21 protein-coding genes are annotated in these 22,475 nt (G+C 40.4%); 9 read left to right on the top strand and 12 right to left on the bottom strand.

What is annotated here, in order from left to right; all coding sequences use genetic code 11:
- The first annotated feature begins 27 nt into the window (after positions 1 to 27).
- Entirely contained in the window at positions 28 to 609 is a 582-nt protein-coding gene (locus tag J4E06_RS05920) for a MiaE family protein (protein ID WP_349523117.1), read from the top strand.
- Here the strand turns inward: J4E06_RS05920 and ppk1 are convergent.
- From ppk1 to rpsA, 9 genes are all read right to left on the bottom strand, one after another.
- On the bottom strand, positions 606 to 2,681 hold the full coding sequence (gene ppk1, locus J4E06_RS05915; protein ID WP_349523116.1) for a polyphosphate kinase 1: 2,076 nt from the start codon (positions 2,679 to 2,681) through the stop codon (positions 606 to 608). The two genes, J4E06_RS05920 and ppk1, sit on opposite strands and share 4 nt — an antisense overlap.
- Complete coding sequence (locus tag J4E06_RS05910) at positions 2,682 to 3,170, bottom strand: SixA phosphatase family protein (protein ID WP_349523115.1); 489 nt, start codon at positions 3,168 to 3,170, stop codon at positions 2,682 to 2,684.
- Positions 3,171 to 3,181: 11 nt separating this feature from the next.
- The gene (gene pdxH / locus J4E06_RS05905; RefSeq protein WP_349523114.1) at positions 3,182 to 3,829 is read right to left on the bottom strand and encodes a pyridoxamine 5'-phosphate oxidase; all 648 of its coding nucleotides are present in this window, start codon (positions 3,827 to 3,829) and stop codon (positions 3,182 to 3,184) included.
- A gap of 94 nt (positions 3,830 to 3,923) precedes the next feature.
- Positions 3,924 to 4,337, bottom strand: coding sequence for a hypothetical protein (locus J4E06_RS05900; protein WP_349523113.1), 414 nt, complete (start codon positions 4,335 to 4,337; stop codon positions 3,924 to 3,926).
- Between the two features lie 62 nt (positions 4,338 to 4,399).
- Positions 4,400 to 5,305 (bottom strand): ribonuclease Z, encoded by a 906-nt coding sequence (locus tag J4E06_RS05895; protein ID WP_349523112.1) that lies wholly within the window; start codon positions 5,303 to 5,305, stop codon positions 4,400 to 4,402.
- The gene (locus tag J4E06_RS05890) at positions 5,302 to 5,634 is read right to left on the bottom strand and encodes a ribonuclease Z (RefSeq protein ID WP_349523111.1); all 333 of its coding nucleotides are present in this window, start codon (positions 5,632 to 5,634) and stop codon (positions 5,302 to 5,304) included. The genes J4E06_RS05895 and J4E06_RS05890 overlap by 4 nt, the downstream gene beginning before the upstream one ends.
- A gap of 3 nt (positions 5,635 to 5,637) precedes the next feature.
- Positions 5,638 to 6,564, bottom strand: a complete 927-nt coding sequence (locus J4E06_RS05885; protein WP_349523110.1) for an aspartate carbamoyltransferase catalytic subunit — start codon at positions 6,562 to 6,564, stop codon at positions 5,638 to 5,640.
- A gap of 6 nt (positions 6,565 to 6,570) precedes the next feature.
- The gene (pyrR, locus tag J4E06_RS05880) at positions 6,571 to 7,107 is read right to left on the bottom strand and encodes a bifunctional pyr operon transcriptional regulator/uracil phosphoribosyltransferase PyrR (RefSeq protein ID WP_349523109.1); all 537 of its coding nucleotides are present in this window, start codon (positions 7,105 to 7,107) and stop codon (positions 6,571 to 6,573) included.
- Between the two features lie 115 nt (positions 7,108 to 7,222).
- Positions 7,223 to 9,061 (bottom strand): 30S ribosomal protein S1, encoded by a 1,839-nt coding sequence (rpsA, locus tag J4E06_RS05875; protein WP_349523108.1) that lies wholly within the window; start codon positions 9,059 to 9,061, stop codon positions 7,223 to 7,225.
- Between the two features lie 255 nt (positions 9,062 to 9,316).
- Here rpsA and J4E06_RS05870 point away from each other — a divergent pair, with 255 nt between their 5' ends.
- The 5 genes from J4E06_RS05870 (at position 9,317) to J4E06_RS05850 (ending at position 15,307) form a co-directional block, all read left to right on the top strand.
- Positions 9,317 to 9,697 (top strand): LysM peptidoglycan-binding domain-containing protein, encoded by a 381-nt coding sequence (locus tag J4E06_RS05870; protein ID WP_349523107.1) that lies wholly within the window; start codon positions 9,317 to 9,319, stop codon positions 9,695 to 9,697.
- 169 nt (positions 9,698 to 9,866) lie between these two features.
- A complete protein-coding gene (locus tag J4E06_RS05865) occupies positions 9,867 to 10,970 on the top strand; it encodes a serine hydrolase domain-containing protein (RefSeq protein WP_349523106.1) in 1,104 nt (367 codons plus the stop codon).
- Positions 10,971 to 11,209: 239 nt separating this feature from the next.
- A complete protein-coding gene (locus J4E06_RS05860) occupies positions 11,210 to 12,274 on the top strand; it encodes a helix-turn-helix domain-containing protein (protein ID WP_349523105.1) in 1,065 nt (354 codons plus the stop codon).
- A gap of 121 nt (positions 12,275 to 12,395) precedes the next feature.
- Positions 12,396 to 13,973, top strand: a complete 1,578-nt coding sequence (locus J4E06_RS05855; RefSeq protein WP_349523104.1) for an amidohydrolase family protein — start codon at positions 12,396 to 12,398, stop codon at positions 13,971 to 13,973.
- 11 nt (positions 13,974 to 13,984) lie between these two features.
- Positions 13,985 to 15,307: an alpha/beta hydrolase family protein gene (locus tag J4E06_RS05850; RefSeq protein ID WP_349523103.1), complete on the top strand. Its 1,323-nt coding sequence runs from the start codon at positions 13,985 to 13,987 to the stop codon at positions 15,305 to 15,307.
- Between the two features lie 170 nt (positions 15,308 to 15,477).
- On the opposite strand, the gene J4E06_RS05845 is transcribed toward J4E06_RS05850, so the two are convergent.
- The 3 genes from J4E06_RS05845 to lon form a co-directional block, all read right to left on the bottom strand.
- On the bottom strand, positions 15,478 to 16,740 hold the full coding sequence (locus J4E06_RS05845) for an IS256 family transposase (protein ID WP_349523102.1): 1,263 nt from the start codon (positions 16,738 to 16,740) through the stop codon (positions 15,478 to 15,480).
- Positions 16,741 to 16,842: 102 nt separating this feature from the next.
- Entirely contained in the window at positions 16,843 to 17,541 is a 699-nt protein-coding gene (gene cmk, locus J4E06_RS05840) for a (d)CMP kinase (protein WP_349523101.1), read from the bottom strand.
- Positions 17,542 to 17,594: 53 nt separating this feature from the next.
- Entirely contained in the window at positions 17,595 to 20,045 is a 2,451-nt protein-coding gene (gene lon / locus J4E06_RS05835) for an endopeptidase La (protein WP_349523100.1), read from the bottom strand.
- A gap of 217 nt (positions 20,046 to 20,262) precedes the next feature.
- Between lon and J4E06_RS05830 the strand changes: the two genes are divergently transcribed.
- From J4E06_RS05830 to J4E06_RS05820, 3 genes are read left to right on the top strand one after another with little or no spacing between them, the layout of a single operon-like run.
- On the top strand, positions 20,263 to 20,820 hold the full coding sequence (locus J4E06_RS05830; protein ID WP_349523099.1) for an RNA polymerase sigma factor: 558 nt from the start codon (positions 20,263 to 20,265) through the stop codon (positions 20,818 to 20,820).
- A 2-nt stretch (positions 20,821 to 20,822) separates the two neighbouring features.
- Positions 20,823 to 21,383: a hypothetical protein gene (locus J4E06_RS05825; protein WP_349523098.1), complete on the top strand. Its 561-nt coding sequence runs from the start codon at positions 20,823 to 20,825 to the stop codon at positions 21,381 to 21,383.
- Entirely contained in the window at positions 21,364 to 22,461 is a 1,098-nt protein-coding gene (locus tag J4E06_RS05820; protein WP_349523338.1) for a DUF4097 family beta strand repeat-containing protein, read from the top strand. Before J4E06_RS05825 ends, J4E06_RS05820 begins: the two co-directional genes overlap by 20 nt.
- Positions 22,462 to 22,475: the final 14 nt, after the last annotated feature.

Genomic DNA, 22,475 nt, shown 5'->3' with positions numbered 1-22,475 from the left:
AGATTATCTTTGCGGAAAAGATAAACCATGTTAGGCCTAAAACTACCAACAGACCCAAGGTGGGTAAACATTGTAGAAAAGAACATTGAAGAAATTTTGACAGATCATGCGTATTGTGAGCAAAAAGCAGCCAGTACTGCTATTTCGTTGATTATCGGTTTTCCGGAAAAGTCGGAATTAGTGAAGGAAATGACTGCTCTTGCCCGTGAAGAAATGGGTCATTTTAACATGGTACACGATAAAATTCTAAAACGTGGTTGGGTCTTGGGCAGAGAGCGCAAAGATGAATATGTTATCGAGTTGATGAAATTCTTCCCAAAAGGAGGAAGTCGTGAAACCCATTTGGTCCACAAACTTTTATATGCAGCCCTTATAGAGGCAAGAAGCTGTGAACGCTTTCGGTTGCTTTCGGAAGAAATAGCCGACGAGCAGTTGTCCGAGTTTTACCGAAATCTTATGGTCAGCGAAGCCAACCATTACACTATGTTCCTCAAGTTTGCCCGTAAATACGGCAAAAAAGAGGAAGTAGACAAAAAATGGGAAGACCTTTTGGAATACGAGGCCCAATTAATGAAAGACCTCGGCAAAAAGGAAACCATGCACGGTTAGGTTTCCAATTTCTTTTTGTAATAGTTGTACATTTCAACCTGCGAACGTAGTTCAACTTCCCCTTTGGCACGTTTTCTATAAGCATTGTCCTGTTTGGCCGAGAACACACGTGCTTTGGAATTGTCTTCCCAAGAAATCTCAAACGTATCCAACAGTTCCTGTCTAATATCCGGGTCGTAAATGGGGCATCCCACCTCTACCCTAAAGTCGAGGTTACGGGTCATCCAATCAGCTGAAGAAATATAGATTTTTGGGTCGCCATCATTTCCAAAAATGAACAATCTGGGGTGTTCCAGAAACTTGTCCACCACACTTATGGCTTCAATATTTTCGCTCATGCCTTCTACACCTGGAATGAGACAACAAATTCCCCTCACAATCATCTGTATCTTAACCCCTGCTCTACTGGCTTCATATAGTTTGTCCACCATCTTGTATGAAGTAAGGCTATTCATCTTTATTTTGATATAGGCCTCCTTTCCTGCCTTGGCAAAGGCAATTTCCTTATCGATCATCTTCATAAAAGATGACTTGGTGTAATGGGGAGATACAATAAGGTGCTTGTATTTATTGATTTTATAATTGGTCTCGAAGAAGCCGAACACTTTGTTCATATCCTTTAAGATACCTTGATGGGCCGTAAACAAGGTATAATCGGTATAAATTTTTGCGGTCGACTCGTTAAAGTTACCGGTACTGATAAAACCGTATCTTTTGATGCCTTCAGCTTCTTCCCGCTCGATCAAACAAATTTTGCTGTGGACTTTTAGTCCGGGTACGCCAAAGATCAATTTTACGCCTTCATCTTGCAAAAAGTTGGCGTATTCAATATTGTTCTGCTCATCAAACCGTGCCTGTAATTCTATTTGGACGGTCACCTGTTTTCCATTTTTAACCGCATTGACCAAAGCATTTGCAATCTGACTGTCACTGGCCAATCGGTATATGGTGATTTTTATGCTGCGCACCTGCGGGTCCAGTGCCGCCTCCCTTAAAAATTTGGTCACATAGCTAAAAGTATGGTACGGAGCGTAGATCATATAATTCTTGTGGGCGATCATATCCAACAAACTACCCTTCATGCTCAAACCTTTTACCGGTAGAGGTTCTATCCTGTCATACATAAGGTCTTGTCGTCCCAAACTGGGAAAGCCCATATAATCCCTACGGTTGTGGTAACGGCCACCCGGTATCACACTATCCGTGTCCATAATGTCCATTTTTTCTTTCAAGAACTGGAGCGTATCCTTGTCTATGCTCTTGTCATACACAAAACGTACGGGATCACTTATTTTTCGGTGCTCTACGCTGGTAGAAATCTTTTCAATAAAGCTTTTGCTCAAATCATTGTCGATATCCAGTTCTGCATCCCGGGTGATCTTGATCATATGTGCGGATATGGATTCAAACTCGAACATGGTAAACACGCTATCCAAACAAAAACGTATCAAATCATCCAATATGATAACGTAGTTTTTATCTCCCTCTTTCGGCAATACCACAAAACGGTCGATTCCCTTGGGGATTTCGATCAAAGCATATCTATTGTGTTTCCCTTTGCCCGAACCGTTCTTCATAACCACCTTAACGGCCAAATAAGCAGCGGTATCCTTTAAAAGTGGAAACTCCGTAAGGTCGTTCAAGATGATGGTCATCAACTCCTGATTCACCTTTTTAAAGAAATAATCCCGAATAAACTCAGCCTGACTCTCATTGACTTCGGTCTCCCTTATAATGAAAATATTTTCCTCACGTAGTTCCCTGTCAATTTGCTTGAAAATTTCAAGACTGCGCGTTTGCTGGTTGATCACAATTTTGGTGATTTCTTCCAAAAGGTCTTTTGCCCTTTCTCCGCCCAAGACACTTTTACCCGTTTTTCCGGCATCTACAATACGTTTTACCGTGGCATAGCGCACCTTAAAAAATTCATCCAAGTTGTTACTGAAAATCCCTAAAAACCGTAATCTGTCGATCAGTGGCACCCTATGATCTTTACTTTCTTGCAGTACCCTGGCGTTAAAGTGAAGCCAACTGATTTCCCTGTTTATATATTCGTTCTTTGTTTTTACCATCTATTTTTTCAAGTGTTTTGGAAAGACCATTTGCTTTGTGGTTCCCTCGGATATTTTGGACCAATCGTCCACACCAAATGTAATGTGTACAAGTCCAGCTGTGGGAACGTTCTCAATATACTGATCTCCCCAAGTATTTGCAAGTGATGTTAAGGCATAATTATGGCCAAAGATGGCCACAGTGTTCAAACTGTTGTTTAAACTTTGAACAAATTGCTCCACACTATTGCCCGAAAAATCGTAAAGCATATCGTTGACCTTGAATCTCGACAGGTCAAATTCCAGATTTCTTACAAAGATCATACTGGTATGCAAGGCACGGTTGGCAGGACTTGAATAAATAAAGTCTATTGAAGGGGCATGCAAAGCAAAGGTTTGGGAAACCAAATGGGCGTCATTGATTCCTCTTTGTTTTAAAGGTCTGTCTTTGTCGGAGACATCGTAATCCCATGAGGATTTCCCATGTCGCATCAATATAAGTTGTTTCATTTTTGTGGAGTTTATGGTGCCAGTCGTTCTATTTTCCAATCAAAATCTTCCTGAAGGGAATACCGTATTCTATCGTGCAATCGGTTGGGGCGACCCTGCCAAAACTCCATGGATATAGGGCGAACCAAATATCCTCCCCAATACTCGGGCCTGGGCACTTCGGCTCCATCAAATTTTTGTTCGAGCGCCATCAACTTGCCTTCCAAATATTCGCGAGAAGGAACCACCTCGCTTTGGTCGGAAACAATAGCACCTAGCTTACTGCCATGGGGGCGGGATTCAAAATATCCGTCGGAAAGATTTTCGGCTATTTTTTCAGCTTTTCCTTTTATGATGACCTGACGTTCCATATGTGGCCAAAAAAAGGACAAACAAACCGATGGATTTGACGCAATGGCCCTGCCCTTTTCGCTTTGGTAGTTGGTATAGAAAATAAAGCCTTCAAAGGTAAACTTCTTCATCAAAACAACCCTGCTCTTCGGAAACCCGTCCAACCCAATGGTAGATACTGTCATGGCGTTGGGCTCGTCTACGCCTTCGGAGGCTTCCAGTTCATAAAACCACTTTTGAAATTGTTCCAGCGGATTTTCCTTTATCGCTTCTTCGGTCAACTCGCTTTTTTCGTAAGATTTTCTATAATTGCTCAGGTCCTTTTGCATAATGTGAAGTTCGGGAAAATTCAAATGTCAGCAAAGATAGACGTACAAAAAGAAGTTGTTTTTATTCGAAGGGCATCGAATTCCTATTCAATCGTCAATCAATTCTTTCGTATTTAATTTGGGTAAGAACTGGAGCATCTGCCGGATAGGTAATATATTCCAAATGAAGGACATTGTTCTTTATCCAAAATTTACTGTCAAACCCACCTTGGCCTTCCAAATTTCGAAAAAACAAACTATCTCCTTCAACTTCAAAGGTACCTGTGTATTCTGAAGATTCCGTAAGTTCGGTTTTAGGAGCCCCATTAAATCCAAACCATTCAATCCTTCGTTTAAACGTTGAATTTTCGTTAAATGTATAGTTGTTGATTATGATACCTTGTTCTTGTTCGTACGTTTTACTCCAGCTACCCAAAAGATCTGGAGGAAAGCCTTCGCTTTGCCCGTCGTCCTTAGTACAGGACACAATTAATAGTAGAGCTAAAAGACCAAAAAATCCTTTTCTCATAAATCGGAGCTTTGTAATTAAGATACAAATTTGAGCCTTTGGTTGCTTCACATGGAATCAACTCAAAATTCAAAAGACTTACCATCATCCGCTAGCTCCACCACCGGAAAAACTTCCTCAGCTTCTTTTTTAAATAGTTCGATGGATTTGTAGCGTGTGGAATAATGCCCCAAAATGAGGAGCTTGGCATTGGCTTTTTTGGCAATTTGTGCGGCTTGCTTGGCTGTGCTATGTTTTGTTTTTTCGCAAAGGTGTTCCTCTGATTCCAAAAAAGTAGATTCGTGATACAGCACCGTCACATCTTTAATAATGGGCAAAATAGCTTCGTTATAGACCGTATCACTACAAAAAGCATAGCTTTTGGGCTCGGGCGGGTCTAACGTAAGCTTCTTATTGGGAATGATGTTGCCAGAGGCATCTTTACCGTCAACGCCCTTTTTAATGTTATTGAACTGGCTCTTGTCTATACCGAACTTTTTGGCAGCTACAACATTCAATGTTCTTGGCGATTCCTTTTCTTGAAACAAAAATCCATTGGTATACACCCTGTGAATCAAAGGAACGGTTTGCACGGTGACTTTCCCATCTTCAAAAACAAGTTCGGATTCTTTGGATTCCAATTCGTGAAAAATCAAAGGATAATTGGTCCAAGAATCTCCCAACTTTAGAAATAAAGTGATGGCTTGTTTGATTCCTTTGGGACCATAAATGTGTAGCTCTTTTTCCCTTCCCAACAACCGAAAGGTTGAGATCAATCCCGGAAGACCAAAAAAGTGATCCCCATGTAGGTGTGAGATAAAAATGTGGTTGATCCTGGAAAACTTGACTTTATATTTTCTGAGCTGTACCTGGGTTCCCTCACCACAATCGATCAAAAACAAATGGTTTTTTATTTCGAGTATCTGCGAAGTCGGATTGGTAAATGTTCGTGGTGTAGCGGCATAGCAACCAAGTATGGTAAGTTTCATATGCCGAGGTCACGTTCTATTTCCTCCATTTCGATAAGATCCTTAGCCTCTTGCAACGTAGGCACCACACTTATTTCTTCAGGAACTTCATCGTAACTCAACTTATCCGTCACCAAAACAAAGGATTGTCCTGAAGCTTTATGGGTGTTGGAAATATCCAAAAACTCCAAAATATCGCCTATGGTAAGCTTGTCAAAAGAAAAAAGGTTAACGACAATATTGTCGTGCTTTAGTTTGGGATATGCCTTGTTCAAGTTTTCCAAAAAACCAGATAGTGTGGTCTTTTCTTGGAAAACTATAGTTGTTGTTCCGTCTTTGTCGAAAATCATCTCTTACTTAATTTTTGATGCCAGTAGATAGAGTACAGCCATTCGCACGGCCACTCCATTCTCTACTTGATGTAAAATTATGGATTGGTCGGAATCGGCCACATCGCTTGTAATTTCCACACCGCGGTTTATGGGTCCAGGGTGCATGATCACAATTTGTTTGTCCAAACTGTTCAAGAGTTGTTTGTTCACCCCGAACTGTTGTGTGTATTCGCGAGTGGATGGGAAGTAGCTGATATCCATTCGTTCGTTCTGAACGCGAAGCATATTTGCCACATCGCACCATTCCAAGGCTTTTTTCAGGTTGGTCTCCACTCCTACCCCCAAAGATTCAATGTGCTTGGGGATAAGCGTTCGGGGACCACAAACTTTAACGTTGGCCCCTTGTAGTTTCAAGGCAAAAATATTGGACAATGCTACTCGTGAGTGCAGAATGTCGCCAACTATCACTACATTCTTTCCCCCTACATCACCCAATTTTTCCCGTATGGAATAGGAATCCAAGAGTGCTTGTGTGGGGTGTTCGTGCGCACCATCCCCAGCATTGACGATGGCCGCTTTTACATGTTTTGACAAAAAGATGCCTGCTCCCGGATTGGGATGGCGCATCACCACCATATCCACTTTCATGGATAGGATATTGTTTACGGTATCGATGAGGGTCTCCCCTTTTTTCACGGAGGATTGCCCTGCGGAGAAATTGACCACATCGGCCGAAAGTCGTTTTTCAGCAAGTTCAAATGAAAGTTTTGTGCGGGTACTGTTCTCAAAAAAGATGTTGGCAATGGTAATATCCCGTAAGGTGGGCACCTTTTTAATGGAACGATTGATTACCTCTTTAAAATGATCGGCAGTTTCAAAAATGAGCGATATATCTTTTTTGTTCAGATATTTGATTCCCAACAAGTGATTTACACTTAACTCGCTCATTCCTTATTATTTGCTTATTAAATATACTTTATCTTCTCCATCATTTTCCTCCCACATCACCTTTACCTTTTCTTCGTTGATGGCGTCTACCTGTCTACCTCTGTAGGTTGGCTGTATGGGCAAATGTCTGCTAAACCTTCTATCAATCAGCGTCAGTAATTCAATATTACTTGGTCTTCCGAAGGATTGGATGGCTGTTAATGCCGCTCGGATACTTCTTCCGGTATACAGCACATCATCAATGAACACCACTTTTTTATCCTCCACCAAAAAATCCATTTGTGTGGAATTGGCCTTAAGGATTTCTCCCCGTCCAAAATCGTCCCTAAAAAATGTGATGTCCAAGAAACCAAGGTCAATGTGCTTGATCTTGTATTCCTTTTTGAGAATCTTTACCAACCTTTCTGCCAAAAAACCGCCTCTGGGCTGAATACCGATCAATGCGGTATCGGTAAAATCCAAATGGTTTTCCATTAGTTGACAGGCCAACCGGTGCAGTATGATGTTGATTTCTTTTGAAGTAAGCAGTACTTTTTGACTCATATGCTGTGTGCGACCAACTCGGTTGAATACAAAAGTAAGCAATTCTTTAAAATGTATGGGACATAAAAAAGCCCCGACTGTTTCCAGCGGGGCTTCGTATCATTGAAAAGTCCGATTACTTTTTCTTGGAATCGGCTTCCATTTTGTCCTTCAATGCTTGCAACGCGGAGTTGGCATCACCAAGTGTTGTTGATGCTTCTTCGCTGGATGCAGCTCTCTTCTTGGCAGCAGCTTTCACATTTCTGTCTTCTTGCTCTCTAAAGATGGCAGTGTGGCTGGCCACAACTCTCTTGAAATCTTTGTTGAACTCGATGATCTTGAATTCGGCTTCCTCTCCTTTTTGAAGTTTTTTGCCGTCTTCTTTTTCCATGTGACGTTGTGGAACAAATCCAACGATATCTTCGTTGAAGTTGATAGTTGCTCCTTTGTCAACAACCTCTGCAATGGCAGCTTTGTGCACAGTACCTTCAGCAAACTCTTCGGAGTATTTGTCCCAAGGGTTCTCTGTGGTTTGTTTGTGTCCAAGGCTCAATTTGCGACCTTCTACGTCCAATTCCAATACTTCCACTTCCAAGGTGTCACCTACGGTAACAAATTCGGATGGGTGCTTGATTTTCTTGGTCCAAGAAAGATCGGAGATATAGATCAAACCGTCGATACCTTCTTCCAACTCTACGAATACACCAAAGTTGGTAAAGTTTCTAACGATTCCTTTGTGTCTTGATCCCACAGGATATTTAGTCGTGATATCCGTCCATGGGTCTGGCGTCAATTGCTTAATACCCAACGACATTTTACGATCTTCTCTATCCAAGGTCAATACAACAGCTTCAACCTCATCGCCTACATTTACAAAGTCTTGGGCTGATCTTAGGTGCGTGCTCCACGACATTTCTGAAACGTGGATCAAACCTTCAACACCTTCGGCAACTTCGATAAACGCACCGTAATCTGCGATCACAACTACTTTACCTTTTACTTTGTCGCCAACTTTGATTTCATCACCTAGGGCATCCCATGGGTGTTTCTCCAATTGTTTAAGACCTAACTGGATTCTTGACTTGTTATCATCGAAATCAAGGATAACAACGTTCAATTTCTGGTCTAGATCTACAACTTCGTTCGGGTGGTTGATTCTGCTCCAAGATAGGTCGGTAATGTGAACCAATCCATCTACACCTCCAAGGTCGATAAATACGCCGTAAGATGTGATGTTCTTCACGATACCTTCCAGTACTTGACCTTTTTCCAATTGGCCAATAATCTCTTTTTTCTGCTCTTCGATGTCCGCTTCGATCAAAGCTTTGTGCGATACCACTACGTTTTTGAACTCGTGGTTGATCTTCACTACTTTGAACTCCATGGTCTTACCTACATACTGATCGTAATCACGGATAGGCTTCACATCGATTTGAGAACCTGGCAAGAACGCCTCGATTCCGAATACGTCAACGATCATACCACCTTTGGTACGGCATTTAACGAATCCAGTAACGATTTCTTCTTTGTCGTGTGCGTTGTTGACACGCTCCCACGCCTTGATGGTTCTTGCTTTACGGTGAGACAATACCAATTGACCGGTTTTGTCTTCACGGATATCTATAAGTACCTCAACTTTATCTCCAACTTTTAGGTCGGGATTGTAGCGGAACTCATTCAAGGAAATCACACCTTCGGACTTAGCATTGATGTCAATGATCGCCTCACGGTCTGTCATGTGAACTACTTTTCCTTCGACTACTTCCTCATCGGCAGTGTCCACAAAGTTTTCCTCAACAAGTGTTTCGAATTCCTTAAGCTTGCTATCATCCACGCGCTCAATTCCTTCTTCGTACTTGTCCCAATCAAAATTTTCAAGAAATTCCTGAGGATCTTGTTTGGGTTCTTTTGCTTCTTTTACTTCTGTTGCTGTGGCAGTTTCTTCTACCTCAACGTTTTGCTTTTCTTCAGCCATGTGCTGATTAAAATTTGTATTCCACGTTTTACAAGAGTTGAACAATTACCGCGGAAGTGGTTTTAAATTGATTTTCTAAATTCCCTTTTTCTCTTGCCTCCTTGCCAAAAGGGGTGCAAAAATACAATTAAATTATTGATATACAAAGCGTACAAGCAAGGATTCAGCAAAAAAGTATTACAAAAAATTAATAGCAAAATTTGGACATATTAACTATCTTGAAATCTCTAATTGTTAACTGTAAAAAATTAAATTATGAGCGTAAAAGCAAAATATCAACCTGTATTGGACCTAGGTGAGGAATTGGATGTGAAAAATGGTGATGTCAACGTTGAAGGTGACATTTTAAAGATAAAAGGGATGACCAAAACCCAATATGAAAAAAACCTATTGTGGGACAAGATCAAAGAAATTGGGGGCGAGAAGCCATCGGATATTAAAGCGAACATTACCGTGGAGGACGAGTCCGTTTACCACAGACATACCGTGAAGAGCGGGGAGTCGCTGAGTAAAATTGCGAAGCATTACTACGGCGACCCGATGAAATACACCAAAATTTTTGATGCGAACACCAATATTTTAAAGGACCCGAACGTGATCCATCCCGATCAGGTTTTGGTGATTCCGAATTTGTAAGAATTGATTCCAATTACTTTTTAGAAAAGCGCCCTTTGGGGCGTTTTTTTAGTTTTTTAAGACTATCTATCCTTCAAGAAGGTAAGGAGTAGCCATTGCAAACGACTTCGTAGTTAGGTACATCACCCGTGGAATAAACCAAAAGTACGGGCACACATCAAAATCAACTATGAAAAATTCATTCTTATTTCTTACCCCAATCCTTTTTCTGTTTTTAAGTTGTGGGAATTCGCAAACAAGTAAAACGGTAAATAATCAGACCTTTAATAAAGAAAGTGTCACCCAAGCCCGATCGGAACTGATCTTTGACCATACCAAGGTATTTCCGAACAACACCCAACTCGCCTTCGCCTTTATAGAAAATGGCAGGGTTAAATTCTACGGTGTAGAAAAAAGGAACGACACTATTTTTACGATTAAGAATCGACAAAATGCATTTGAGATAGGATCTATCACGAAAGTTTTTAACGCGACCCTGCTAGCCGATTATGTTTTGGAAAACAAAGTACAACTGGACGATTCCATCAACCCCTACTACGATTTTGAGTTCAACAATGGCCAAGTGATTACTTTTAAAACCTTGGCGAACCACACTTCGGGCCTTCCACGTATGCCCTCCAACCTTGACTTTGATATCGGTAACCAAGACCCATTTTCCGCTTACGATTCAGAAAAGTTAAAATACTATTTGACCAACGAAATGGAATTGTCTTTTGATGAAGATGGTACATATGAGTATTCAAATTTAGGAGCTGGACTATTGGGATATACTTTATCAAAGATTGGAGAAAAATCCTTAAACCAGTTGTTCCAGGAAAGAATATTTTCAAAATATAATATGCCCAACAGTACCATAGGGAGCGAAAATGTATCGGTGTTTTTAGTCCAAGGCCAAAGTCCTGAAGGGCAACCCGTGCAAAATTGGAATTTGGCATCGTTATCCGGTGCCGGCGACATGATATCCACAGCGGAAGATCTTTCCAAATTTGTTATGGCACAATTTCAGGAAAATGATGAAACTTTGGCATTGACCAGAACCAAGACACATACCATGAACGATACATCCAGTATAGGATTGGGATGGCACATACGCAAAGGACCATCCGGCGAAAATTGGATTTGGCACAATGGTGGAACAGGCGGTTATACTTCCTGTATGGTCATGAACAAGGATAAGAAAAATGGGGTAATTGTACTATCCAATGTGTCCGCTCTTGGCGACCCCATGATACACATTGACCAACTCTGTTTTGAACTTATGGAGTTACTTTAAGGGAAGTGAAACACCATAACTCTTAAACTTTTTCCTTCGCAATCACCCGTTGAGAATAATCGTGAACTTTTGAAAAGGCGCCCTTTGGGCGTTTTTTTGCTTTTGGATAAAAATACTAACTTCACTTACCTGTGCCGAACTGGTTTCGGTATCATATGCCAAAAATAATTGAAACGATGTTTAGCTAATCGTTGTAAAACATTTGAGTTGAAAAAACAAAAATTTAAAGAAGTAAAACATTGTACAATATTATAAACTTCGTCATTTCATTTGGTGCCATACAAGGCCTTATTATCGGCGTTTTTCTTTTAATAAAAGGGTGTAAATTAAAAGAAGATTTTTTTTATTTAGCCCTCATACTAATTGGTTTTGCAGCAATTTTAGGAAGAGTTCTAATTATAGGCATCTTCGAAAACCAATCAGGGTTCTTTATTAATCTTAACTTTATTTTATTGATTTCTCCCGCATTCTATTTTTATGCAAAAGAATCTTCAAGAGACACTAAGAGTCATCTGAAATTTAACTACCTACATTATCTACCCTTTCTTATTATAAATTTAGGTTACCTAATATTTAATATTTCTTTAAAAAATTCAATCGATTACCAAACCCATCAAATTAATATTATTAAAGTTAACGATGGTTTTAGCATTATCTATTTTTCAATATACTTGTATCTGACTTATAAAATTATTAGAGAACATAAGTCTTCCTATACTAAAGCAGTTTATCAGTTATTAAACCAACTAACTTTCATTTTTTTTGGTTTTTTCGTTATTTGGTTGATCTACATTTTTGTAGAATGGATTTACTTTTACTACACTATGGAACTCACATTTTATTATCCGATGATGGTGATATTGGCAGTGATTCTATATTATTTAAGTTTACAAGTTATACTTAAAAAACAAATCCTCTTTGACTTTCAGGGAGTTACTAAAAGAAAAACCTTCATTTTAGAAGAGACCGACAGCAAAAAAATATTGGATACTTTAACTCTCTTCATGGAGGAGAAAAAGCCATTTTTGGATAGCGACATTTCTCTAATTACGCTTGCCGATTCAGTGGGTGTAAATCCAAAGACACTTTCTTTTGTCATCAATGAACATATGCATAAGAATTTTAACCATTATATTAACGATTGGAGGGTTGAAGAAGTTAAGAAGCGGTTAGATGATAAAGCATATGATCATTTTAAAATGCTGAGTATTGCTTTTGATTGTGGTTTTAATTCTAAATCTACTTTTAATCTTGCTTTCAAAAAAGCCACAGGACTATCTCCTTCCGAATATAGAAATCGTTGACAACCACACTGTCTTAAATCTTCTTTTAAGACCACTATTCTAAATATTTCGTGTCCTAAATCTTCTTTTAAGGCATTTAATCCTTTTTTGTGTGATTATTTTGGCATCAAACAACTTAAAAATGAACTTGTCACGAACAATAATTGGTGTCAGCCTAATAGCACTTATGAGCTGTAAAAATGCCAGTCCAACCTTCAATGTGAACAACGGATTACTTGTAGAAAATGTAACTGTTATATCTGCCAACAAGAACGGCATAATTGATAAGTATATTGGACATGTATTGCTCGATAATGAGAAGATTCTTTACAGTGGAATACAAAAACCAAGCGTAACAGGTACTATAAAAAACATCAATGGTGAAGGGAAATTTATAATTCCCGGGTTAATAGATAGTCATGTTCATTTGGCAAATGTGGCAGGTATGACCTGGCAAAACCAAAGGGATTATCCAGAATTAGCCAAAAGCTATTTCAATCAGCTGCCTAAAAGTTATCTTTATTACGGTTATACAACGTTAATCGATGTCAATAACTATGCGCCAGACATTGTAGAGAATATCAAAAATCATGTTATCAGACCTGACATTTATACCTGTGGGCAGCAAGTTCAGGTAATGGATGATTTTATGATGGAAATGGAAGAATTACCACTTAAAGACAGGTTGGAATATCCCTTTCTGTTTGACAAATACAATGAAAATATTCACATCCCTGACTCTATTCATCTCGAGTTACATTCACCACGGGCAATTGTAAGTGCTATTGTAAGAGAGCAGCAAGGTATTGGTGTTAAAATAGTTTATGAAGATGAATCATCTGGTTTTCCTCAAAGTTGGGAGTTACCAAGCTTACATTTAATGAGAGATTTGGTTGCACAGGCCCATAAAGAAGGAATCCCTGTTTTAATGCATGCCACTTCCTATGACGCACAAAAATTCGGTCTTGAAGCTGGAATAGACATATTTGCACATTCTATGTGGAATTGGTATAAGAATCCGGAGCAATTTTTAGATACAGAATTCACAAAAGAACATCAAGATGTACTAAAGGAAATAGCAACTAGAAAGAATGGATACCAACTAACATTTAGAACCATTTATGGTGAAGTTGATTTATTTGACAATAATTTCAACGCAGACCCTGCACTCGTAGATATATACCCTGAAGCCTATCTAAACTGGCTAAACACAGAAGAAGGCAATTGGGGTAAACAAAAAATAATAAATCGGGCCAAAGTTATAAAAGCAATAAATCCAACACTATTTAATTTTCTAAGAGCTCAATTTGAAAGTGATGAAGCTATGTTCAGAGGAATTCAGGAAGTGTTTATACAAAGAATGAACACGGTGGCCAAATATCTTGCGGACAATGATGCCAATTTACTTTTTGGAACAGATGGAGTAGCTATGAATATGTCTACCAATCCGCCAGGTTATAATGGTTTTTTAGAAATGCAGCACTGGTTAAATGCAGGTGTTTCTCTAGAAAAAATATTTCTAGCTGCTACTTATAACAACGCGAATGCTTTTCATATCGGCGACAACTACGGAACTATCGAAAAAGGTAAAATAGCAAACTTACTATTGTTGGACCAAGATCCTTTACAAAATATAGCAGCCTATGACCAGATAAATTCTGTTATCATACGAGGTGAAAATCATCCTAGAAACACACTATCAGCCAGTCAAAATCATTAGAATAATATGATATGAACTATACATTAAATAAAAAACGTATTATGAAAATCTTCATCATTTTTTTAACCTTTGGAATGCTTTCTTGTACCTCCAATTCAGAAATCAAAAAAGATGAAAAGACGGGGAACTTTAGTGGGATATTTAAACATGGTAACTTTTCCGATAAGATAGTATTCGAAATAGAACGAGATTCTGTAGGTTTCAAGGTTTTTTTTACAAGCTTAGAGCAAAATGCCAATCGAATTCCGTTTCAAAATGTTGAAGCAAACGGAGATTCAATAAATTTTAAGTTACAAAGCGATTTTTATACATACGCTTTCAAAAACAAATGGATTGATGATTATAGCAAACTTCAAGGGACACTTACTGTTGACACTATTACAACACTGTACAAATTAGAGAAGGAACTTTTAAATAATAGCAAGACTCCAAAAAATGAAGAGGTTAGTTTTGAATCCAGTGGATTAAGTCTACATGGAACTATTTGGTATCCTGATAACAATGAAGGGAAAGCCCTTATAATTGTGACTTCTTCAGGAAACTCAGACCGGAGTGCCTCACGTGCAGAAGCCATATTGTTTGCACAAATGGGATTTACTACATTTCATTATGATAAAAGAGGTACCGGAAATTCTGAAGGTAATTGGAATAGTGCATCTATTGAGGGACTTTCAAGAGATGATATCACAGCTATTAAATATTTCTCTCAGAAGACTGGAATTCCACTTGAAGAAATAGGAATAAAAGGGAGTAGTCAAGGAGCTGCCAAAATACCATACATTTTAGGTGAATTAGAGAATTTGAAATATGGGATTGTAGTAAGTTGTCCTGGAGTTACCTTACTAGAAAGTGATTTGAATTACTGGAAGAATAGCAATGCAGAAATAATCGGAAAAGAAATTGATGCAGCAACTAATTTTCAACGAAAGGTTTTTGAATTTATAGCAGGTAAACTATCCAGAACAGATTTAGAAAAGGCTATAAATAATGCAAAAACTAACTCATGGTTTGCCAATATATGGGTGCCAAATCTGGATGAAGTCCAAACAGATAATAAACTTCTGTATAGTCCAATACCTTACTTTGAAAAAACAAAGCAACCGATTCTGATTCTACAAGGAACAAAGGATGAAATAATACCTGCAAATAGTTATGAAATCATTTCAGAGGCACTGATAAAATCGGACAATGATAATTTTAAAACCGTTTTATTAGAAGGAGCCTCTCATTCAATGAATAATATTGGGGAAAGTGATTTTCCTTATTGGTCTAAATTGCATCCTGACTATTTAAAAACAATTCAAGATTGGATAAATAATATTTATAAAAATTAGGCGATATATTGACAAAATCAATGCTTTAAGCTTTTATAAAAACGTATGCTAAAAAGAAATATTGGGGGATTTTAAGCAATCGCTAAATTACAACTACTGAATGAAAACCTTTTACAACGATGTATCCTATGAAAAGTGGTTTGGTTTCACATACAAGACGGGTCTGTAAATTAAACTCTGTCCGTTGTTTCAATTCCTTTGGGGCTAGCCCCAAAGGAATTGGTGTTTAATATCAGGGGTATCCGTTCCCCAAATTTAATGTAAAGTTGTTGAACGGTCAGGCTCCAATTGTGCAAAGGGCTGGTCCATTTCTTTTCTATGTTCTTTGTGGCCAAGTACACAAGCTTTATCAAGGCCATATCATTTGTGAAGGCCCCCTTGGTCTTGGTAACTTTACGTACTTGGCGGTGGAATCCCTCTACGGCATTGGTGGTATAGATTATTTTTCTGATCGGTTCGGTGTACTGGAAATACTGTGATAGCTGCTCCCAGTTGCGCTGCCAGCTTTCGATGACCACGGGATATTTGCCTCCCCATTTTTCCTCCAGATCCAATAATCTGTCTTCCGCCACCTCCTTGCCGGTCGCCCGATAAACGAGCTTAAGGTCGCGCATGAACTCCTTTTGATCTTTAGAGGCAATGTATTTGAGCGAATTGCGTATCTGGTGCACGATGCAGAGCTGTACCTGTGCTTTTGGGAATACGCTCAATATCGCATCGGTAAATCCCCGAAGATTGTCCGTGCAGGCGATCAGGATATCCTTCAAGCCCCGATTGTTCAGGTCTGTAAGTACTTGCAACCAAAAATTGGCACCCTCGCTCTCGGAGATGTACATGCCCAAAACTTCCTTATAGCCCTCCTTGTTGATGCCAAGGATATTGTAGAGGGCCCTGTGCTCGATCTTGCCATCGACCTTTACCTTGTAGTGCATAGCATCGAGCCATACGATGCAATAGAGTGGCTCCAGCGGGCGGTTCTGCCACGCCTTTACATCGGGGACGATCTTATCGGTTATCTGGCTCAAAACGGTATGGGAGATGTCGGTGTCGTACATTTCCTTGATATGCGAAGAGATGTCGCGGTAGCTCATCCCAAGGCCATAAAGTCCTATGATCTTGTCCGATAGGTTGTCGGCCAAAATGGTCTGACGTTTCTTTACCAGTTCCGGCTCAAAGCTGCTTTGCCTGTCCTGGGGCGTATCGATATCGAAAGTGCCATAGCCGCTCTTAATGGTCTTTTTCCCTTTGCCGTTGCGTTTGCCGTTGATCCTTTGGGATTCGTCCAAATGGCCCTCCATCTCCGCCTCAAGGGCCTTTTCGATGACGTTCTTCAGCATCGGGGCGAACGCGCCGCCCTTGCCGAAAAGGTTCTTGCCCGACATGAACTGGTCAAGCACCTTCTTTTCAAATTCTGTCTGTTCCTCTTTTCTCATGGTTCTGTCTGAATAAAATTAATGTTTAAATCTATTTCAGACAGAGTTTAATTTACACCCTCTACAAGACCGATAAGTGCAACCCAAAAAACACCCTAATCCTCACCCCTCCTTCGCAATCACCCGTTTGGAATAATCATAAATCCGTTCAAACTGCTCTTCCAAGCCCATATCGCTGTTATCAAACTCAATGGCATCCTTGGCTTGGGTCAATGGGGAAATGGTCCGGGTGGAGTCGATTCGGTCGCGCTCTTCTACGTTTTTAAGTACTTCAGGATAGGTGACCTTCTCCCCCTTTTCCAATAGTTCCTTGTAGCGACGGTTTGCCCTAGTTTCAGGCGAAGCTGTCATAAACAGTTTTAGTTCGGCATCTGGAAACACCACGGTACCTATATCACGCCCGTCCATCACAATGCCCTTGTCCTTACCCATTTCCTGCTGGATTTTCACCAACTTTTCACGGACTTCCTTAATTGCGGCAACGGGACTTACAAAACCGGACACTCGCATAGATCGTATTTCTTGCTCTACGTTCTCATCATTCAAAAACATATCGGAACGGCCTGTTGCTGCGTTGGGAACAAATTTGAGATGTATGTCGGATAATTTATCAACCAAAGTAGCCTTATCCAACTCCCCTTTGTCGTTGATAATGCCCTCTTGCAAAGCAAAAAGGGTCACGGCACGGTACATGGCACCGGTATCTACGTAAATATAACCTAAGGCAGTGGCCAACCTTTTGGCAATGGTACTTTTTCCTGTAGAGGAATATCCATCAATTGCAATCGTTATTTTTCCCATACAGCAAAAATAGCCAGAAAAGGTATTAAACCATTATGATATGTGTCATTCCCCTAAAGGGTTTTGGCATTCTTTACCTTCTGCTTGGTAATGGCCAAATCGATTACCTCGCTCATATCCGTTACATAATGGAATGTAAGTCCTTTTAGGTATTCGGCTTTAATTTCCTCAATATCCTTTTTGTTGTCCGCACAAAGAATAATTTCCTTGATGCGTGCTCTTTTGGCCGCCAAGATCTTTTCTTTGATTCCACCTACGGGCAACACCTTGCCTCGAAGCGTAATTTCGCCTGTCATGGCCAAGCTCTTTTTCACCTTTCGTTGTGTGAAAAGGGATATCAATGAAGTCAGCATGGTGATACCTGCACTTGGACCATCCTTTGGGGTGGCACCTTCAGGTACGTGAATATGCACATTGTACTTGTCGAACACATCAGAATCAATACCGTATTCATCCGCATTGGATTTAATGTATTCCATGGCAATGGTTGCAGATTCCTTCATCACTTTACCAAGGTTACCTGTAATGTTCATGCTTCCTTTTCCTTTGGAAAGAATGGATTCGATAAACAGAATATCCCCTCCTACACTGGTCCATGCCAACCCGGTGACCACACCGGCCACATCATTGCTTTCGTACTTGTCGCGTTCCAATCGGGCCGGGCCAAGAATTTTCTCGATATCCTCGTTGCTCACGGTAACATTGTACGCCTCTTCCATAGCAATGGATTTTGCCGCATACCGTACCACCTTGGCTATCTGTTTTTCAAGACTTCGAACTCCCGATTCACGCGTATAGCCTTCAACGATTTTTTCCAGTTGGCGCTTACCGATCTTTAAATCCTTTTTGGTGAGTCCGTGTTCCTCCAATTGCTTTGGCAACAAATGACGTTTTGCGATTTCCACTTTCTCCTCGATAGTATAGCCTGTCACATTGATAATTTCCATCCGGTCGCGCAGTGCAGGCTGAATGGTAGACAGGTTGTTTGCCGTGGCAATGAACATTACTTTGGACAAATCGTATCCCATTTCCAAGAAGTTATCGTGGAAATCACTGTTCTGCTCCGGGTCCAATACCTCCAACATCGCGGAAGATGGGTCACCTTGATGACTGCTCGCCAATTTATCGATCTCGTCCAAGATGAATACGGGGTTGGATGTTCCTGCTTTCTTCAAGCTTTGGATAATCCTTCCCGGCATTGCACCGATATATGTTTTTCTGTGCCCACGGATCTCGGCCTCATCACGCAGTCCACCCAAGGACATACGAACGTATTCCCTGCCCAATGCCTCTGCCACGGATTTCCCTAACGATGTTTTACCGACTCCGGGAGGCCCGTACAAACAAAGGATTGGTGATTTCATATCATTTCGCAGCTTCAACACGGCCAAATATTCAATAATTCGGCGTTTTACATCTTCCAAGCCGTAGTGATCGCGATCCAAAATCTTTTGGGCACGCTTTAGATCGAACTTATCCTTGGAATATTCGTTCCACGGTAAGTCCAGCAGTAGGTCCAAATAATTGCGTTGGATGGAGTACTCGGCCACTTGTGGGTTCATACGTTGCAGTTTGGAGAGTTCTTTCTCAAAATGCTCCTTCACTTTTTTGCCCCACTTCTTCTTTTTGGCCTTTTCGCTCATTTCATCTACCTCTTCCTCATAAGATAGTCCACCCAATTCCTCTTGAATCGTCTTCATTTGTTGGTGAAGGAAATATTCGCGTTGCTGTTGATCCATATCACTACGGACCTTGCTTTGGATATCGTTGCGCAACTCCAATTTTTGAAGTTCCATGTTCATGTACTTCAAAGTGGCCAATGCCCTTTCTTGAAGATTGGCGATTTCCAAAAGTTGCTGTTTTTCTTTTACGCCCAGATTCAGGTTGGAAGACACAAAATTGATCAGGAACGAATTGCTTTGGATGTTCTTGATGGCAAAAGTGGCTTCGCTGGGAATATTTGGATTGTCCTTGATGATTTTGAAAGCCAATTCCTTGATGGAATCGATAATCGCTTCAAATTCACTTCCTTTTTCATCGGGTCGCTCTTCCGCGGCCTCGCTCACCTTGGCCGTCAAATAGGGTTTTTCGGTAAGTACGGCATCTATCTTGAATCGTTTTTTCCCTTGTATGATCACCGTGGTGTTTCCGTCCGGCATTTGAAGCACTCTCAAGATACGAGCAACCGTCCCCACCGTGTTGATGTCTTCGAGACCGGGATTTTCGACACTCTCGTCTTTTTGGGATACCACACCAATGGTTTTGGAGCCGTTGTTGGCGTCCTTGATCAAATTAATGGATTTATCCCTACCCGCCGTAATCGGAATCACTACACCAGGAAACAGCACCGTATTGCGCAGCGGAAGTACCGGTAATGTTTCCGGCAAGCTTTCCCTGTTCATCTGTTCCTCATCTTCAGGAGTCAACAACGGTATCAACTCCGCATCTTCATCCAACCCCTGTAAATCTATATTGTCAAAATTGGTAATTTTCATCTCTCCCATATCATCTTTTCGGTCATTTTGTCATAATAAACAAACAACCAACATTTTTATTCAACATTAAAGCCTGTACAAATCACTCAAAATCAGTATTTATAGCGATTCACAAGCTTATTATCATCCATTAATTGGCAATTCTTGTGCCATTAAAAATCAAATTTTAAGAAAAAAGTGTAACAAATGGTAAATTCACCAATCTATAAGACAAACCATTCATTTTTTGAGCCAACAAAATGAACATATTGACACACTGCTCAAATCGTGCATGCAGGGACAACAAAGTGCACAGCTAGAGATTTACAACCGCTATTACAAAGCGATGTACAACACCGCTTTTAGGATTGTAAAGCATACCGCTGAGGCCGAGGATGTGATGCAGGAATCGTTCCTGAGCGCATTTACCAAACTGCATACCTTTAAAGGAGACGTCGCCTTTGGGGCATGGTTAAAGCGCATTGTGATCAATAACAGTATTTATCATTACAAAAAGCAGCAAAAAAAACGTGCTGTGGATTTGGATGATGTAATGTACAAGGTCGAAGATAACGATGAGGTTGCTTCGAATCAGAATGGTTACACTGAACTGAAGGCTCAAAAAGTGATGGAAACCATGAAAAGTTTGAAAGACAATTACAGAGTTTCTTTGACCTTACATTTAATTGAAGGGTACGATTACGAAGAAATAAGTGAGATAATGAACATTAGCTACGCTAATTGTAGAACCATGATTTCGAGGGCCAAACAAAGCCTGAGAAAAAAATTGACCGTAAATGCTTAGTTATGAAGAAAGATAATTTAGATAGGTTGTTTGAGAGGCTCCACGGGGAGTTTGATGTAGCGGAACCGCAAAACGGGCACCAAGAAAGGTTTTTGGAAAAACTGAACAGAGACCAGGGCACCATTGCTCTGCACAAAAAGAAAACCGCTTGGTGGAAACCTTTGTCCATCGCCGCATCCATTGCCCTAGTTGCACTGTTAGGCTATCAGGCCTTTGGGCCACAGCCCAGTATTAAACAACAGGTGGTGAGAATGGCTCCCGAAGTTTCACAAACAGAGTTCTATTTTGCCAACCTCATTGAGCAACAGATAGAGGTGCTACAAGAAGAAAAGACGCCCGAGACCGCCCAATTGGTGGACGACACCTTGGCACAACTCCAACGGTTGGACAAGGATTACCAATCCCTTGAACAGGATTTGGTAGAAGGTGGGGACAGTAAAATTATATTGAGCGCGATGATCACCAATTTCCAAACCCGAATCGACCTTTTGAAAGAAGTTTTGAGCCAAATAGAAAATATTAAGAACTTAAAATCACAAAATGATGAAAGCTTTACCATTTAAAAACATCTTTTTCGCCTTGGCTTTGATTCCACTTGTTGCAATTGCCCATGTGGACAACGGAAAGTTGAACGGCAGGTACACCAAGGAAAAAACCATCAAAAAAGAATACAACGTTAATTCCGATGCCCTTTTCAAGGTAAAAAACAGCTACGGTAACGTCAATATAACTTCATGGAACGAAAACCGTGTGGTTATCGAGGTACACGTAAAAACCAACGGCAATGATGAAGATCGTGTGCAAGAACGGCTGAACGAAATTGATGTGGATTTTGAAAACAGTCCAAGTATGGTTTCCGCTACCACAAGGTTCGGGGACCGAAGTAATAGCTGGGGATGGAGCTGGGGAAAACGCAAAAAAGTGAGCGTACAGGTAAATTACACCATTAAACTGCCCGTTAAAAACAATGTAAACCTAAGCAATGACTATGGCAGCATCATCCTAGATCGTATTGACGGCCATGCCAAAATAAGCTGTGACTATGGCAGTTTGGAAATCGGGGAACTACGCGGACGCAACAACGAACTCAGGTTTGATTATACTTCCAGATCTACCTTTGACTATGTTAACAGTGCAGAAATTATTGCTGACTACTCTGGCTTTACGATTGAAAAAGCAGGCAATCTTACTATTAGAGCGGACTACACCAATGCCACAATAGAAGAAATGGAGAATCTTGAATATTCGAGCGATTATGGTTCCATTGATGTGAAAAACGTGAAAAATGTGGATGGCAATGGAGACTATATCGGCGTAAAATTGGGCAATGTACATGGCAATGTGGCCATCACCAGTGACTATGGCTCCATCAAGATCGACCGTTTGGCATCCGATGCCGGCAATGTGGAAATCCGCACGGATTATACGGGCATCAAAATTGGTTATGCCACGGATTATCACTTCGATTTTGAAATCTCCACAGAATACGCTGGAGTAAGCGGCAAAGACGATTTTGAAATCAATATCAGCAAGGAAAAATCCACTGAAAAATATTATAGCGGCTACTACGGGAAAGCAAATTCTGGAAACAGGGTAAGCATCACCAGTGACTACGGAAGCATATCATTTTATAAAAATTAACATCAAATCAAAAA

It is taken from the genome of Allomuricauda sp. NFXS6 (assembly GCF_040148835.1).
Lineage (GTDB): Bacteria > Bacteroidota > Bacteroidia > Flavobacteriales > Flavobacteriaceae > Flagellimonas.
The sequence above is the reverse complement of the archived record's forward strand: the minus strand, read 5'-3'. Positions and strand labels throughout refer to the sequence as shown.